A 15,150-nucleotide genomic window follows, 5' to 3' on the forward strand; every position below is an offset into this window, starting at 1 on the left:
GGCGCGGGCCGATGGCACTCCGGGACGAGCCTGGCAGCAAGACCGACGCCGAAGCCGATGACAGGGCCGACGGCGGGGCAGGCGACTCGGCCGCGGCGCCCGGCGCGGGCTCGCCGCTGACCACGCTCATCGCCGTGGTCACGCGGCTCCGGCGGGCTGTCTCGCGGGCCTGGTGGTCCCGCAGCGTGGGCTTCCGCCGCAGCGTGCGAGCCCTGGGGTTCCTCCTCGTCTCGGGGACGATCAGCCTCGGGCTCGGCGCCGCCACAGCGCAGGCCTCTTCGCCCGTCGGCCCGCACGAGGCCGACTGGTCCACCAACCTGGACTCCGTCGTCGTCCTCGACCTCGGCCCGCTGGGGAGCGCCTCCATGGACTCCCCGGCCCCGCCGCTCGGGGTACGCGTCGTGCTGGGGGAGATCCCCTCCTCCATGGGCGTTGCCCCCGTGGACTCGACGAGCCTGGGCCAGTCCCTGTCCCAGGACGCCCACGCCTACCTCACCCTCGCCTCCCGCCCCCAGCTGACCATCGACCGCGGGATCCACGCCCTGATCGACGACGCCCTGCGCCGGGCGGGCCTCATCGAATCCCTCTTCCTCACCGCTGTTGCCGCGGGCCGCCTGGGTGCCAAGGGGCGCCTGCGGGCGCTCGTCGGCAAGGGGCTGCGCCGCCGTCCCGCAGCGGCACTCGCCGGAGTGGGCGCCCTGGCCACGATGACCGTCATGCTCGCGCCCATCGTGCGCCCCGCCAGCGTGCCCGGCGAGACGATCCCCGCCCTGGAGGGCACGTCCTTCGCCTCGGCGCGGATGTCGGGCCGCATCGCCGATATCGCCACCGCCTACGGCGGAACCGTCGCCGGCTATGTGAAGGACAACCAGGCCTTCTACACCCAGGCCCAGGAGAATCTCCGTGCCGCCTGGGCGGCCTCGCAGCGCGTCGAGGGGAGGATCGCGATCACCGCCTCAGCGGGGGGCTCCGATGAGGCGGCGATCCAGGCGGCGCTCACCCAGTCGCAGGCGGCCAGCGAGTCCGCCGCCGCGAGCCCATCGCCCAGCGCTTCTGCCAGCCCCACGGAGGCCGCCGCGCCGTCGGCGCCTCCCTCGGCCTCGCCAGCGGCCGAGAGCACCCCCACCGTTCCCGCCACACCCAGCCAGGCGCTGGCCACCCAGGCCAACGACGCGCCGGTGACCGCCGTCATGTCCACGGACCTGCACTGCAATCTCGACGTCATCTCCTTCACCGGGCTCCTCGACCAGTTGGCGCGCCCCGACGTCCACATGGACGACGGCGACATCGCCATGACCGGCTCCAACCCCGAGCAGGTCTGCGTCGACGCCCTCAGCCAGGCGGTCCCCTCCGGCGTTGAGCGCGTGGCCACGATCGGCAACCACGACTCCGAGGCCACCGCGGAGCGCTTCCGGGGCCAGGGCTGGACCGTCACCGACGGCAAGCCGGTCACGGTGGGCCCGCTGACGGTCCTCGGCGACGACGACGTCGAGCGCACCACCGCCGCCGGCACGACCCAGCGCGGGAGCGAGGACGCCACCCAGCTCGGCCAGCGCCTATCGGACCAGGCCTGCCAAGCAGCCGACAAGGGGAACGCCGACGCCGTCGACGTCGTCCTCATCCACCGCCCCCAGGCCTTCGCCCCGCTCCAGGCCAGCGGCTGCGCCCCCCTGCTCCTGGCGGGCCACGTCCACGAGGAGCGGGGGATGACCGCTGTCAACGGCCAGCGGGGGAGGGTCAACGCCCTCACCTCCGGCGCGGGCAAGGGCGGCACCTCCATCGGCCGCGTCACTGACGACGCCTGGCTGCACGAGCTCGCCTTCACCTCCGACGGATCACTCATCGCCTGGCGGGCCATCACCCTCCACCCTGACGCCTCCGTCACCATCGGCGCCTGGCAGGGACCGCCCGAGCCCAGCGCCAACGGAGCGGCGGGCCCGGCCGGTGACGGCGCCACGGCCACTGGGGCGCCTCCCGGCTCGACGCCGGCCCCGGTGCCCGGCCCCACGCCCGGCTGGGGCACTGCTCCCGCGACGCCGACGAGCACGGGGGCCGCGGAGCCCGATCCCACCGATGAGGGCGAGACATGGGGCACGGCGATGCCGAGGGCTGAATAGTTGCGTCATCAAGCACTTCGAGGGTGCACAATGACTCGGTCGCGCGCCTTGCGCGCGGCCGGTCGATGAGCGGACCAACGAGAGGAGCCACGCCATGGCCCATGTGCCGACCCAGGCAGAGATCGACGCGATGAGCGAGGACGAGCTGGAGGCCTACCTCGCCAGCGCCGAGAACGCCGACGCCGTCCTCCTTCAGGTCGAGGGCACCGGCACCACTGCCTCCTCCGGCGCGCCCCGCGAGTACGCCTGGCTCGTCGTCATCGGCTCGATCATCGGGCTTGGCGCCTGCTGGGAGCTCACCACCGCCCACATCAAGCAGATCAAGGAGCCCCTTGCGGGGCTGTCCTGCGACATCAACCCCCTCGTCTCCTGCGGCGCCTCCCTGGACATCTGGCAGGGCAACCTCCTGGGCATCCCCAACGCCCACATCGGCGCGATGGCCTTCGCCGCGCTGCTCACCCTGGGCGCGCTCCTCATGGGTGGGATGCGCCTGCCCCGCTGGGTGTGGCAGGGGATGGTGGCTGGGACCATCGGCGGGATCGCCTTCGTCGCCTGGTTCCTGTCCGTGTCCGTCCTGGACCTGGGCAAGCTATGCCCCTTCTGCATGCTCATCTGGGCCGTCACCATCCCGATCGCGACGAGCACCTGGGCGTGGGCCGCCGCCGGCGGGCACCTGGGAGTGAGCACCGCGACGGCCCGCCGCCTCGTGGCCTGGCGCTGGTGGGGGGCGGCCGTGCTCTACGCGCTCGTCATCCTCGCGGTCGTGACCGGCCTGTGGTCCCAGTGGATGGCGCTGCTGGGATGAGCGCCACAGCGCCGCGGGACCGCAGTGGGCGGCCCGCTCGGGACACGGCGCCCGCGCGATCGATCGAGACGGCGCTCTCCGCGGACTCGACCGTCACCCAGGACTACCTCAAGGCGGTCTGGGCGGCCACGGAGTGGGGCGGCGCCGGCGCCTCCATCACCGGCCTGGCCCAGCGCATGGGAGTCGCGGCCTCCACGGCCTCGGAGAACGTCTCGCGTCTGGTCGACGCCGGACTGCTGGAGCACGAGCCCTACCGCGCCGTCACCCTCAGCGCCGAGGGCAGGCGCCGCGCTATGGGCATGGTCCGCCGCCACCGCCTCCTGGAGACCTACCTCGTGGAGGCCCTCGGCTTCGACTGGGACGAGGTCCACGAGGAGGCCGAGGTCCTCGAGCACGCTGTCTCCGAACGCCTCCTGGACCGCGTCGACGCCGCACTGGGGCGCCCCTCGCGCGACCCCCACGGAGACCCGATCCCCACGGCCGACGGCGCCATGGCGGTCCCTGCCCTGCGCAGCCTCGACGCGCTGCGCGTGGGGGAAACCGGTGCCGTGGCCCGCATCCAGGACGATCCCGCCACCCTCCAAGCGCTCGACCGCGCCGGGATCGGCCTGGACTCCAGGATCGTCGTGGTGGGACGTGACCGGGCCGACGACGCCTCGGGCCTGCGCCCCACGCTCATCCGGCTCGCCAGCGGCCCCGGAGGGCAGGCGAGCTCGGAGGGATGCGCCGGCGGGGCTGCGGAGGCGGGGGAGGCCGTCATCCCCGCGGGCGCCCTGTGGGTCCTCGCCGAGGACTGATCGGGCGGCGGCCCGCGACCGATAGCGCCGCGGCGGGCGCGACCGGCTGGCCCCGCCCCGGACCGCTGCTCGCCGACGGCGGGCGCGCGGCGCCGTCGTCTGGGAGGATGAGCCCATGAGCACCCTTTTCACCAAGATCATCAACGGCGAGATCCCCGGCTCCTTCGTGTGGGCCGATGAGGACTGCGCCGCTTTCGCCACGATCGAGCCCCACACCGACGGGCACGTCCTCGTCGTGCCCCGCCAGGAGATCGACTCCTATGTGGACGCCCCCGACGAGCTCGTCGCCCACCTCGCGGTGGTGGCCAGGCGCATCGGGGCCGCGCAGACCCGCGTCTTCGGTGCCGCGCGGGCCGGGATCGTGGTGGCCGGCTACGGCGTCGACCACCTCCACGTGCATGTCCTGCCGATCAGGACCGAGGAGGACCTGCAGTTCTCCTCCGCTCGCAAGGACGCGGCCCCCGAGGAGATCGAGGCCGCCATGGCGCGCCTGCGCGCGGGGCTGCGCGAGGACGGATGGGAGGAGTTCGTCGTCGACGCCGCGCCGGGCGCCCGCTGAGCCGAGGGACCGGGGAACCGGAGGACCGGGGAGGACCGGGAGCCGGGGAGCCTGGGAGCCCGGACGTGACCGGCTCCTCAGGGGCCCGGCCGCCCAGCTCCCGGGCGCGTCGCGGGCAGGGCGCGGCCGGGGGATAGGCTGGCCCCAGCCACGCTCCCTGGGGGATGAAGCCCCTCAGGGCATGATGATCAGGGAAAGAGCACAGAGCACAATGACCCAGAACCCCGTAGCCGCGCCGGAGCCCACTGACGCCCCTCCCTTCCGGTACACGGCGGCGCTGGCGGGCAGCATCGAGACCTCCTGGCAGGACCGCTGGGAGAACGAGGGCACCTTCTGGGCGGACAACCCCGTGGGCGACCTCGCCGGCCCCGGCGCCGAGCGCGAGAAGTTCTTCATGCTCGACATGTTCCCCTACCCCTCGGGCAAGGGCCTGCACGTGGGCCACCCCCTGGGCTACATCGCCACGGACGTCATCGCCCGCTTCACCCGCATGACCGGCAAGAACGTCCTGTACACGATGGGCTACGACGCCTTTGGCCTGCCCGCCGAGCAGTACGCCGTCGCCACCGGCCAGCACCCGCGCGTGTCCACCGAGGCGAATATCGCCAACATGCGCCGCCAGCTGCGCCGCCTGGGCCTGTCCCACGACTCGCGCCGCTCCATCCAGACCATCGACGTCGACTACGTGCGCTGGACCCAGTGGATCTTCCTGCAGATCTTCAACTCCTGGTTCGACCCCACCGCCCCGCGCCGCGACGGCCGGGGCGCGGGCGCCGCCCGACCCATCGCCGAGCTCGAGGCCAAGCTCGCCTCCGGCGAGATCGCCACCCCGGACGGGCGCCCCTGGGCGGAGCTGGGCGCGGCCGAGCGCGCCGAGGTCATCGACTCCCACCGCCTTGCCTACATCTCCCACGCCCCGGTCAACTGGTGCCCGGGCCTGGGCACAGTGCTGGCCAATGAGGAGGTCACCTCCGAGGGCCGCTCCGAGCGAGGCAACTACCCGGTCTTCAAGCGCAACCTGCGCCAGTGGATGATGCGCATCACCGCCTACGGGGACCGCCTCGCCGAGGACCTGGACACCGTGGACTGGCCCGAGAAGGTCAAGCTCATGCAGCGCAACTGGATCGGTCGGTCCGAGGGCGCCGAGGTGACCTACGCCGTGCCCGGGGCCGCGCTCGCGGGCGCCAGCCAGGACACGCTGACGGTCTACACGACCCGCCCGGACACGCTCTTCGGCGCGACGTTCATGGTGGTGGCCCCCGAGCACCCGATCCTGGGCGGCATCGCCTCGGCGGCCTCGACCCGCACCCAGGCCCAGATCGACGACGATGCCGTGGCGCTCACGCTGCCCGCCGCCTGGCCCGAGGGCACGAAGGAGTCCTGGACCGGTGGGCACGCCACCCCGGCCGAGGCCGTGGCCGCCTACCGCGCCTACGCCGCTGCCGCCACGGACGCCGAGCGCACCGATGAGGGCCGCGCCAAGACGGGTGTCTTCACCGGCCTGTTCGGCATCAACCCGGTCGATGGGCGCCAGGTGCCGGTCTTTGTGGCCGACTACGTTCTCATGGGCTACGGCACCGGCGCGATCATGGCGGTGCCCTCGGGCGACCAGCGCGACTGGGACTTCGCCCGCAAGTACGGGATCGACGTCGTCGCCACGATCCAGCCGCCCGAGGGCTTCAGCCTTGAGGAGGCCGCCTGGACGGGGGATGGGCCGCTCATCAACTCCGCCAACGGCGAGATCGACCTCAACGGCATGGGCAAGGACGAGGCCAAGGCCGCGATGACCCAGTACCTGGAGGCCAAGGGCGTCGGGCGCGGGGCGGTCACCTACCGCCTGCGCGACTGGCTGTTCTCGCGCCAGCGCTACTGGGGAGAGCCCTTCCCGATCGTCTGGGACGAGGACGGGCTCGTCCACGCCGTCCCGGAGTCGATGCTGCCGATCGAGCTCCCGGAGGTGAGCGACTACTCGCCGCGCTCCTTCGACCCCGACGATGCCGACTCCTCCCCGGAGGCGCCGCTGTCCAAGGCCACCGAGTGGGTGGAGGTCGAGCTGGACCTGGGCGATGGGCCCCGGAAGTACCGCCGGGAGACGAACACGATGCCGCAGTGGGCGGGCTCGTGCTGGTACGAGATGCGCTACGCGGACCCGGCGAATGAGGCGGCGCTCATCGACCCGGCCAACGAGGCCTACTGGATGGGGCCGCGCCCCGAGGGCGGCAATACCTCGGGCGGCACGGACCTGTACGTGGGCGGCGTGGAGCACGCGGTGCTGCACCTGCTGTACTCGCGCTTCTGGCACAAGGTGCTCTTCGACCTGGGGTATGTGTCCTCTTCGGAGCCCTACCACCGCCTGTTCAACCAGGGCTATGTGCAGGCCTACGCCTTCAAGGACGCCCGGGGCCAGTACGTGCCCGCCGAGGAGGTGGAGGAGAGCGCCGGGGCCGACGGCGAGCCCGCGTTCACCTGGCACGGCGAGCCCGTCACCCGCGAGTACGGGAAGATGGGCAAGTCCCTGAAGAACATCGTCACCCCGGATGAGATGTACGACGCCTACGGGGCGGACACCTTCCGCGTCTATGAGATGTCGATGGGCCCGCTGGATGTGGACCGCCCGTGGGAGACGCGCGCCGTGGTGGGCGCGCAGCGGTTCTTGCAGCGCCTGTGGCGCAATGTGGTGGATGAGTCGACGGGCGAGGTGACGGTGGTCGATGAGGCCGCCGACGACGCCACGCGCCGGCTCATGGCCCGCACGATCGTGGGGGTGCGCGAGGACTATGAGGGGATGCGCCTGAACACGGCGATCGCGAAGCTCATCGTGCTCAACAACCATCTCACCTCGCTGGGCGCGGTGCCGCGTGAGGCCGCGGAGGCACTGGTGCTCATGGTCTCCCCGGTGGCCCCGCATATCGCGGAGGAGCTGTGGACCAGGCTCGGGCATGAGGCCTCGCTGGCCCGTGAGCCGTTCCCGGTGGTGGCTGATGAGTCGCTGCTGGCGGCGGAGAAGGTCACCTGCGTGGTGCAGGTCAAGGGGAAGGTCCGTGACCGCCTGGAGGTGGACCCGGGGATCGACGCCGACGAGCTGGAGCGACTGGCGCTGGCGGCCCCGGGCGTGGTGCGCACTCTGGATGGTCGGGGTATGCGCAAGGTGATCGTCAAGGCCCCCAAGCTCGTGAGCATCGTCCCGGAGTGATCCTGGAGGCGTAGCGGCGCGCCGCGTGGCCGGGGGAGTGCTCCTCTTGGCGCGCGGCGCGCTCACGTGTGGGCTATACCGCCCTCGCAGGTAGAGAGAGTGGAAGTGAGCGGAATGGGAACTGCAGCGCGCGAATACGAGGTCGTCGCGCACCGGGAGGTTTACCCCGAGGGCGCTTGGTGGGTCTTCGCTATCCCCGCATTGGATGTTGTTGGTCAGGCGCATCAGCTCGCGGATGTTGCGGATGAGGCCCGTGGCATTATCGCTGCCTGGGGTGAGGACGGGCCTTCTGAAGAGGACCTGCGTGTCACTGTGCGTGTGGACGGTGAGGCTGAGGCGGTGCGCATGTGGCAGGAGGCGCAGAATCAGGAGGATGCCGCCCGTTCAGCCCTGGATGCCGCTGCGGCGCGCCGCCGCGATGCGGTAGCTCTTCTGCGTGAGAAGCAGAACTACAGCGCGGCCGAAGCGGCAAGAGTCCTCGGGGTGACTCGGCAGAGGATCTATCAGCTCTCGCGTCGATAGGACTCGTCCGCCGCAGGCGCACGGGGGTCCTGCATGTGCGATGCGAGCGGCGGTGAACTGGTGCGAGGTGGAATGCACTCAGTTCACCGCCGCTCGCATCACTGAAGACGGTCTCCCCACCGCTCCAGGGAGGAAATCCCAGCCGTCGGCTGGCCCGAAGGCAGGCCTCCTTCGCTGTATCCCCACCGCACCGGAAAGCGGCAGGCGGGAGTCCTCCCGCCGCCCCGACGGCGGCGGGCAACTCCGACGGCGGCAGGCTGCCGACTCAGCGCCGGCGCAGGACGTTGCCGAGGATGGAGCGGGCGATCTGGCGGCCGACAGAGCCGATCGTCTTCTCGATCTCCCGCTGTCGGCGCTCCGCGGCACGCTCGGATGCCAGGCGCTGGCGCTCGGCCTCCTTCTCCGCCTGGCGCTGCAGCTTCTCCAACTCCTTCGCCTGGCGCTCCTGCTCCTTCTGAGCGGCCTTCTGGGCGGCCGCCTCAGCGCGCTCCGCCGCCTTCTGCGCCGCTGCCTCGGCCTTCGCCCGCTCCTTCTCCTCAGCCGCAGCCGCCTTCTCCGCGGCCACCCGGGCCTCCTCAGCCGCCACCGCCGCAGCGGCCTCCTCGGACTCAGCCGCGATCCGCTTCTCCAGCAGCTCATAGGCGGAATCGTTATCCACGACCGTCGCGTACTTGCCAGCCAGCGGCGAGCCCGACAGCAGAGACTGCACCGTCGACTCCTGACCCGCGCCCATCACCGAGGCCGGAGCATCCACCACCACAGCCGTCACCGGCGCCGGGCGGCCCTTCTCATCGAGCACCGACACCACGGCCTGGCCCGTGCCCAGCGAGGTCAGCACCTTCGTCAGGTCCAGGGGAGAGGTCGGGAACGTCGAGACAGCCTTCTTCAGGTTCGCGGCGTCGTCGGGAGTATGCGCGCGCAAGGCGTGCTGCACCCGCGAGCCCAACTGCGCGAGCACCTCATTGGGCACATCCGTGGGGGACTGGGTGATGAACACGATGCCCACGCCCTTGGAACGGATGAGCCGCACCGTGCGCGTCACCGCCTCCATGAACGCCTTCGTCGCGTCGGCGAACAGCAGATGCGCCTCATCGAAGAAGAACACCATCTTCGGCTTGTCCAGGTCGCCGACCTCCGGCAGGACCTCGAACAGCTCGCCCAGCAGCCACATGAGGAAGGTGGAGAACAGGGTCCCCTGGGACTGGATGTCCTCCAGCTCCAGGGAGGAGACCACGCCGCGCCCATCGGAGGACACGCGCATGAGGTCCTGCACTTGCAGCCCCGGCTCGCCGAAGAACTTGTCCCCGCCACTGGCCTCCAGGGCCGCCAGCTCGCGCAGGATGACCCCCGCCGTCGCCTCCGAGACGCCGCCGATGGTCTTCAGCTCCTCCTTGCCGGCATCCGTGTTCACCAGGTAGTTGATGACCGCGCGCAGGTCCTTGAGGTCCAGCAGCGCCATCCCCTGAGAATCCGCCCAGTGGAAGACCAGTTGCAGGGCGGAGGTCTGCGTCTCGTTGAGGCGAAGGACGCGCGCCAGCAGTACCGGGCCGAACTCCGTGATCGTCGTGCGGATCGGCGTGCCCTTCCCCTGGCCTCCCAGGCTGAACAGCTCCATCGGGAACGACGCCGGCTTCCACTCCTGGCCCGTCGACGCCGTGCGCGATTCCAGCTTCGGACTCGTCGCACCCGGCTCCGCCATGCCCGTGAGGTCGCCCTTGATGTCGGAGAGGAAGACGGGCACGCCCGCCGAGCTCAGCCCCTCCGCCAGCAGCTGCAGGGTGCGGGTCTTTCCGGTTCCCGTCGCGCCGGCCACCAGCGCGTGGCGGTTGAGGAGCGCCATGGGGATGCCCACGCGCACCCCCTTGACCGGGGCCGGGTCGCCCGACGCCGGAGCCGTCTCCAAGTAGGTGCCCACCGGGAGCATGTGCCCGTCGAAGGCGTAGCCATCGCGCACCTGCGCCGCATAGCCCTCCGGCTCCGCCGACGGCGCCGTGGGGGCTTCCGCAGGAGCATCCGCCGCGGGCGCCTCGGCCGCAGGGACCTCGGCCGCCGGGGCCTCAGGGGCTGGCTGCTCGGCGGCGGGCTTGTCTGCCGCCTCCTTGGGAGCGGCCTCGGCAGGCTCCTCCTTGGGGCCCTTCTTCTTGGCGGCCTTCTCCTCGGCGGGCGCGTCCTTCGCGGGCTCAGGGGCGCTCTTCTCGGGGGCGGGCTCCGGCGCCGTCGTCGAATCCTGGGAGGGAGTCTCGGCAGGAGCATCGCCACTGGCCATCGCCGCCTCGAGAGCGGCTTGGGCGGCGGCGGCCTTCGCGGCGGCGGCATCGGCGGCGGCCTGCGCGGCCTCGGCCTTGAGACGAGCAATGTCAGGCGTGTCAGTCATGGCGCCATGGTAAAGGGGACACCCTGGGAAACGCTGGCGGATACAGCACTGAGTCTGCGACGCCGAGGGCTGGTGGGCCGGACACGCAGCGACCCCGGCTCCTAGACTGGCAGCGAATCGCCTGCCCGCGTATGAAGCCGAGGAGACGCCATGGCTCTTGGAAAGGCCCTTCGCAGGGTCCTCCGCATGACTCAGCCCAATGTGCTGCCGGATGATCTGCCCGACCTCCTCAGGAGGGGCAAGATCGATGAGGCCAAGGCAGTGATCTCCTGCCGTGAGGTCGGCGCGCGGCTCGACGACTGGACCAAACCCACGGCTCTCCATCTTCCCGACTGCCCGGATGAGGTCGTCCGATGGCTCGTGGAGCGCGGAGAGGACGTCAACGCGGAGGACTACTACGGCCTACGGCCCCTGCACATGCTCCGCAACGACAATGACGCGCCACGGGCGCGCCTCCTCCTCGAGCTGGGCGCGCAGGTCGACGCCCGCGACGGCAAGGGCCGCACTCCGCTCATGGTGGCGGCCGGCGCGCTGAGCGAGGCACTGGTGGACACGTATATCGATGCCGGAGCGCGCCCGGACGCGACGTCCATCAATGCGGGCAGGGAGTTCAGCGCCATCACTCACGCGCTCTCGGACGCGAGAAGCTATGAGGCTCCCCGGATGCTCCGGATCGTCGAGAGACTGCTCTCCCTGGGCGCCCGGCCGACCGGCCAGGAGCCTCGGTTCCTGACCATGATGGGCCAGAACGCCCACACGATGCTCGCCCATGCGCGCCGCGACGGAAGAGAGGACACCGCGGACTTGGAGGATCAGATCTCGGCCCTCAACAGGCTGTGCGAGATCCTCGGGGCGCAGCCCGTGGCGCCGGTGGTCCTGCACGACGGCACGAGTCCCATTGACGTCCCCGAGGGCGCTTCAGGACACGCGTTCAGCGCTCTGTGGGACGCGCTTGTCCCACCCGCTGGCCAGGCCGACACCGCTCAGGGCGAGGCCATTCGCATCACCGGTCGGATCGGCGACGAACTGCTGCGCAACGGCGGGATCAACTGGGATGGCGCTTACACGATGATGGCTGACGGCTTGGGCGAGATCCTCTCCTCGGGCACGCCCCTGCCGGCGCCGGACCTGGCACGGGCACGAGAGGCGCTGGCGATCCTGCGGACGGGGACGATGGATGAGCCCGCGATCAAGACGATGACGGAACTCGCCGTGGACTGGGTCCGCCTCAACCCCCAGCCCGTCCCCAACCCCCTGCCGGACGTCGGGCGCTGAGGCGAAGGGGCAGACCCCGTCGAGGAGGGCGGGACTAACCTGGGGAGCATGAGCCTCGCCGTCGTCACGGACTCCTCGTCCTGCCTGCCGACCGATCTCGCGCGCGCCCACGGCATCGACGTCGTCCCCCTGCACGCCACCGCGGGCGACGCTCACCAGCCGGGCAGCACCTCCCGGCCCAGCCTCGACGAGCTCGCCCACGCCTACGCCAGCGCCGCCGAGCGCGCCGACGAGGTCCTCGCCCTCCACCTGGCGGCCTCGCTCTCCGGCACCGTCGACGCCGCCGTCCACGCGGCCGACTCCATCAACACGGCCCTCGGCCGCCGAGTCGTCACCGTGCTCGACTCCGGCACCACCGGCGGCGCGCTCGGGCAGGCCGCCATCCTCGCGGCCAGCGCCACCACCGCCGACGACGGCGCCGAGCGCGCTCGCGAGCTCATCTCCCGCAGCACCATCCTCTTCCTCGTCGACGATCTCACCCACCTGCGCCACGGCGGGCGCCTCGACCGCCGCACCGCCCTGCTCGGTGGGGCCCTCGGCGTGCGCCCCATCCTGCGCGTCACCGCCGAGGGGATCCGCCCCGTCGAGGCCGTGCGAGGCGCCAAACGAGCCCGCGCGCGGCTGACTGAGCTCGCCGCCAGCCTCGCCTCCCAGCGGGTGGGCACGGGCGGCCAGGCCACCCTCATCATCCACGCCGACGACGGCGCCGCGGGCCAGGGGCTCATCGCCGCCATCACGGATGCCGCCGAGCCCGGGGAGTCCGAAGATTCCGAAGAGCCGGGTTGCTGCTGGCCCTTCGATCCCGCCCTTGCGGTGCACGTCGGCCCCGGGGCCCTCGGCTGCGTCATCATCTCGCCCGGCGGCCGGGGAACCACAGGTCCCGCCACGCGCACCTGAGATCACCCTCTTCACAGGCGCCCTGCGGGGCCGCGCCCCCGCTCCTTAACCTCGGAGGTATGAGCGGCAGGCGCATCGCGGGCGGGCGGGCCCCGCGCAAACGACCCCTTGAGGACTACGTGCGCATCGCCTGCACCGCCGACCCCCAGGAAGCGCCCATCAAGCCCCGGCGAGCCGCCATCACGCCGCGCGCCGCCATCGTCGGTGGCATCCTCATCATCGCCCTCGCCCTCCTCCTCGCGGTCCGCTCCGTCCTCGGCTCCGCCGACGCGACGGCGCGCGCCCCCACGATCGCAGCAGGCGCCACCGGAAGCCCTGGCACCGCAGGCACGGCGAGCCCTGCGAACGCCCTGCCAGGAGCCGGCCCCACCGGGGGAGCGGCAGGCATCGGCCCGCCCGGGCAGGCTGGCGGCGGCGCTAGCAGCACCGGCGGCACTGAGGGCAGCGCCGTCGTCCACGTCACCGGAGCGGTCACCGCCCCCGGCGTCGTCACGCTCCCCGCTGGCGCGCGCGTCACCGACGCCCTCAACGCCGCGGGCGGCGCCGCCCCCGACGCCGACGTCGAGCAGCTCAACCTCGCGCGCGTCGTTGTCGACGGCGAGCAGATCCGCGTGCCCAGGCAGGGGGAGACACTCCCGCCCGCCCCGCCCGCCCAGGCCGGGACATCCGCCACTGCTGGGGCGGGAGCGGGCAGCGGTGGGAGCGCGGGCGGGCAGGTCAACATCAACACCGCCGACGTCACCGCCCTCGAGGCGCTCCCCGGCGTCGGGCCCGCGCTGGCCAAGCGCATCGTCGACTACCGTGCCGAGCACGGCCCCTTCGCCTCCGTCGACGCCCTCATCGACGTCCCCGGCATCGGCCAGGCCAAACTCGAGGCCCTCCGAGGATCGGCCACCGTATGAGCAACGATCCGCACCCGCGATCGCGCGCCGAGCCCGCGACTCCCGCCCTCGACCTGCGGCTCCTCGCGCCCGCCCTGGCGGCCTGGGCCTGCGCGTGGGCCGCCACAGGCCTGAGCGGCGCCCGCGCGTGGCGGACCGCCGGGATCTGGGCCCTCATCGCCATCACGCTCGCGGCCGCGCTCATCAGGCCGGTCACCCGCTACCGCCCGCCCCGGCACCGCCACGACCCCCGCCCCGGCAACGCGGGTGCCGCCAGCGCGGGCCCCATCGCAGCGGGAGCCCTCCTGGCCTGCCTCGTGGCGGCCGCCGTTCTCGCAGTCGCCTCAGCGGGCCAATGGGCGCGCGCCCGGGACCCGACGACGCTCGCCGTCGAATCCGGTCGCGCCGTCACCATCGAGGGGACCATCAGCGAGCAGCCACGAGCCACCGCCTCGGCGCGCGCCACAACCATCCTCACCGCCCTGGAGGACGTGAGCATCGACGGCGTCCCCTCGGGCCTGCGCATTCGCGTCCTCGGCGACGCGTCCTGGCTGGAGATGCCCCTCGGCTCGCGCGTCACCGCGCGCGGCCGATTGCGCGCCCCAGATCCCGGGGCATCCGAGGCCGCGATCCTCGGGCGGGGGAGCGCTCCCACAAGGACCGGCGATCCCCGTGGGGTGCTGGGCGCCGTCGGCGAGATGAGGGACGGGCTGACACGGGCGACCGGCCATGCCGGGGGCAGCACTCCCGGGCGCTGGGCCGGGGGCGACGACGCCGGCGCCCTCGCCCTCGTGCCCGGGCTCGCCCTCGGCGACGACCACGCCCTGCCAGCCGACCTGCGCCAGGACATGCGGACCGTCTCGATGACCCACCTGACAGCGGTCTCCGGGCAGCACGTCGTCATCGTGCTCGGGCTCGTCCTCACCGGCCTCGGCGTGCTGCCCAGGCGCTGGCGGGCGCTCGCGGGCGGGATCGTCCTCGTCGGCCTCGTCCTCCTCATGCGGCCCAGCGGGTCCGTCCTGCGCGCGGCCACCATGGGAGCCGTGCTGCTCGTGGGCGTGGCCGCGGGGCGAAGGTCGGCGTCCCTGCCTGCCCTGTGCGCGGGGATGGTCGTGCTGCTGCTCGTCGACCCCTGGCAGTCGCGCGACTACGGCTTCGCGCTGTCCGTGGCGGCCACCAGCGGGATCCTGCTCGGCTCGGGGCCGATCATGGCGGCGGTGTCGCGGCGGCTGCCCCGCTGGGCGGCGGCGCTCATCGCCGTGCCGGTTGCCGCCCAACTCGCCTGCGCGCCGCTGCTCATCCTGCTCCAGCCCCAGGTCGGGTTGTGGGCCGTGCCCGCGAATATGATGGCGGCACCGCCGGTCCCCCTGGCGACGGTCTCCGGACTGCTGGCGGCGCTCATGGCGCCCGTGTGGGGGAGAGCCGCGGCCTGGCTCGCCCTGCCCGCGCTCGCCTCCTGCGCATGGCTCGCCGGGGTCGCGCGGTTCTTCGCCGGGCTGCCCGGGGCGACCATTCCTTGGCCCGGCGGCATCGGCGGAGCCCTCCTCCTCGCCGCCGCCGAGGTGCTGCTCCTCGCCCTCCTCCGCCGTCGCAGCTATCGTTACCGCCGACATCACTCGTATCGCCACCCCTTATATGCGAGACCGGGCGAACAGCACGGCGAAACCGGGCGAACAGCACGTCGAGACCGGTTCTGACCAGGGAGCGATGCCTCGTCGCTTCCCGTCTCG

Annotated in this window: 11 protein-coding genes; 10 read left to right on the top strand and 1 reads right to left on the bottom strand. The window is 72.4% G+C overall.

Annotated elements, in window-relative coordinates; translation table 11 throughout:
• Positions 1 to 11 precede the first annotated feature (11 nt).
• The 6 genes from A1QA_RS0107850 (at position 12) to A1QA_RS0107875 (ending at position 7,993) form a co-directional block, all read left to right on the top strand.
• Complete coding sequence (locus A1QA_RS0107850) at positions 12 to 2,117, top strand: hypothetical protein (RefSeq protein WP_017178359.1); 2,106 nt, start codon at positions 12 to 14, stop codon at positions 2,115 to 2,117.
• A gap of 94 nt (positions 2,118 to 2,211) precedes the next feature.
• Positions 2,212 to 2,922, top strand: a complete 711-nt coding sequence (locus tag A1QA_RS0107855) for a vitamin K epoxide reductase family protein (RefSeq protein ID WP_017178360.1) — start codon at positions 2,212 to 2,214, stop codon at positions 2,920 to 2,922.
• Positions 2,919 to 3,719: a metal-dependent transcriptional regulator gene (locus A1QA_RS0107860; protein WP_017178361.1), complete on the top strand. Its 801-nt coding sequence runs from the start codon at positions 2,919 to 2,921 to the stop codon at positions 3,717 to 3,719. Before A1QA_RS0107855 ends, A1QA_RS0107860 begins: the two co-directional genes overlap by 4 nt.
• A 115-nt stretch (positions 3,720 to 3,834) precedes the next feature.
• A complete protein-coding gene (locus A1QA_RS0107865; RefSeq protein WP_017178362.1) occupies positions 3,835 to 4,278 on the top strand; it encodes an HIT family protein in 444 nt (147 codons plus the stop codon).
• A gap of 211 nt (positions 4,279 to 4,489) precedes the next feature.
• Positions 4,490 to 7,471 (top strand): leucine--tRNA ligase, encoded by a 2,982-nt coding sequence (locus tag A1QA_RS0107870; RefSeq protein ID WP_017178363.1) that lies wholly within the window; start codon positions 4,490 to 4,492, stop codon positions 7,469 to 7,471.
• Between the two features lie 114 nt (positions 7,472 to 7,585).
• Positions 7,586 to 7,993, top strand: a complete 408-nt coding sequence (locus A1QA_RS0107875) for a helix-turn-helix transcriptional regulator (RefSeq protein WP_017178364.1) — start codon at positions 7,586 to 7,588, stop codon at positions 7,991 to 7,993.
• A 265-nt stretch (positions 7,994 to 8,258) separates the two neighbouring features.
• Here A1QA_RS0107875 and A1QA_RS0107880 read toward each other — a convergent pair whose 3' ends face one another.
• Complete coding sequence (locus tag A1QA_RS0107880; RefSeq protein WP_017178365.1) at positions 8,259 to 10,367, bottom strand: helicase HerA-like domain-containing protein; 2,109 nt, start codon at positions 10,365 to 10,367, stop codon at positions 8,259 to 8,261.
• 186 nt (positions 10,368 to 10,553) lie between these two features.
• Between A1QA_RS0107880 and A1QA_RS0107885 the strand changes: the two genes are divergently transcribed.
• From A1QA_RS0107885 to A1QA_RS0107900, 4 genes are all read left to right on the top strand, one after another.
• Positions 10,554 to 11,642 carry an ankyrin repeat domain-containing protein gene (locus A1QA_RS0107885; protein WP_167320648.1) on the top strand — a complete coding sequence of 363 codons (1,089 nt, stop codon included), beginning with the start codon at positions 10,554 to 10,556 and terminating at the stop codon, positions 11,640 to 11,642.
• A gap of 48 nt (positions 11,643 to 11,690) precedes the next feature.
• The gene (locus A1QA_RS14035) at positions 11,691 to 12,539 is read left to right on the top strand and encodes a DegV family protein (RefSeq protein ID WP_017178367.1); all 849 of its coding nucleotides are present in this window, start codon (positions 11,691 to 11,693) and stop codon (positions 12,537 to 12,539) included.
• Between the two features lie 119 nt (positions 12,540 to 12,658).
• Positions 12,659 to 13,441, top strand: a complete 783-nt coding sequence (locus A1QA_RS0107895; protein WP_017178368.1) for a ComEA family DNA-binding protein — start codon at positions 12,659 to 12,661, stop codon at positions 13,439 to 13,441.
• A complete protein-coding gene (locus A1QA_RS0107900; RefSeq protein WP_017178369.1) occupies positions 13,438 to 15,117 on the top strand; it encodes a ComEC/Rec2 family competence protein in 1,680 nt (559 codons plus the stop codon). Before A1QA_RS0107895 ends, A1QA_RS0107900 begins: the two co-directional genes overlap by 4 nt.
• The last annotated feature ends 33 nt before the right edge of the window (positions 15,118 to 15,150 follow it).

Source organism: Actinomyces timonensis DSM 23838 (assembly GCF_000295095.1).
Taxonomy (GTDB): Bacteria; Actinomycetota; Actinomycetes; order Actinomycetales; family Actinomycetaceae; genus Actinomyces; species Actinomyces timonensis.

Bases quoted from the DNA above. Each gene is read 5' to 3' on its own strand.
- A1QA_RS0107850 (WP_017178359.1), top strand. From the start codon at position 12: ATGGCACTCCGGGACGAGCCTGGCAGCAAGACCGACGCCGAAGCCGAT.
- A1QA_RS0107855 (WP_017178360.1), top strand. From the start codon at position 2,212: ATGGCCCATGTGCCGACCCAGGCAGAGATCGACGCGATGAGCGAGGAC.
- A1QA_RS0107860 (WP_017178361.1), top strand. From the start codon at position 2,919: ATGAGCGCCACAGCGCCGCGGGACCGCAGTGGGCGGCCCGCTCGGGAC.
- A1QA_RS0107865 (WP_017178362.1), top strand. From the start codon at position 3,835: ATGAGCACCCTTTTCACCAAGATCATCAACGGCGAGATCCCCGGCTCC.
- A1QA_RS0107870 (WP_017178363.1), top strand. From the start codon at position 4,490: ATGACCCAGAACCCCGTAGCCGCGCCGGAGCCCACTGACGCCCCTCCC.
- A1QA_RS0107875 (WP_017178364.1), top strand. From the start codon at position 7,586: ATGGGAACTGCAGCGCGCGAATACGAGGTCGTCGCGCACCGGGAGGTT.
- A1QA_RS0107880 (WP_017178365.1), bottom strand. From the start codon at position 10,367: ATGACTGACACGCCTGACATTGCTCGTCTCAAGGCCGAGGCCGCGCAG.
- A1QA_RS0107885 (WP_167320648.1), top strand. From the start codon at position 10,554: ATGACTCAGCCCAATGTGCTGCCGGATGATCTGCCCGACCTCCTCAGG.
- A1QA_RS14035 (WP_017178367.1), top strand. From the start codon at position 11,691: ATGAGCCTCGCCGTCGTCACGGACTCCTCGTCCTGCCTGCCGACCGAT.
- A1QA_RS0107900 (WP_017178369.1), top strand. From the start codon at position 13,438: ATGAGCAACGATCCGCACCCGCGATCGCGCGCCGAGCCCGCGACTCCC.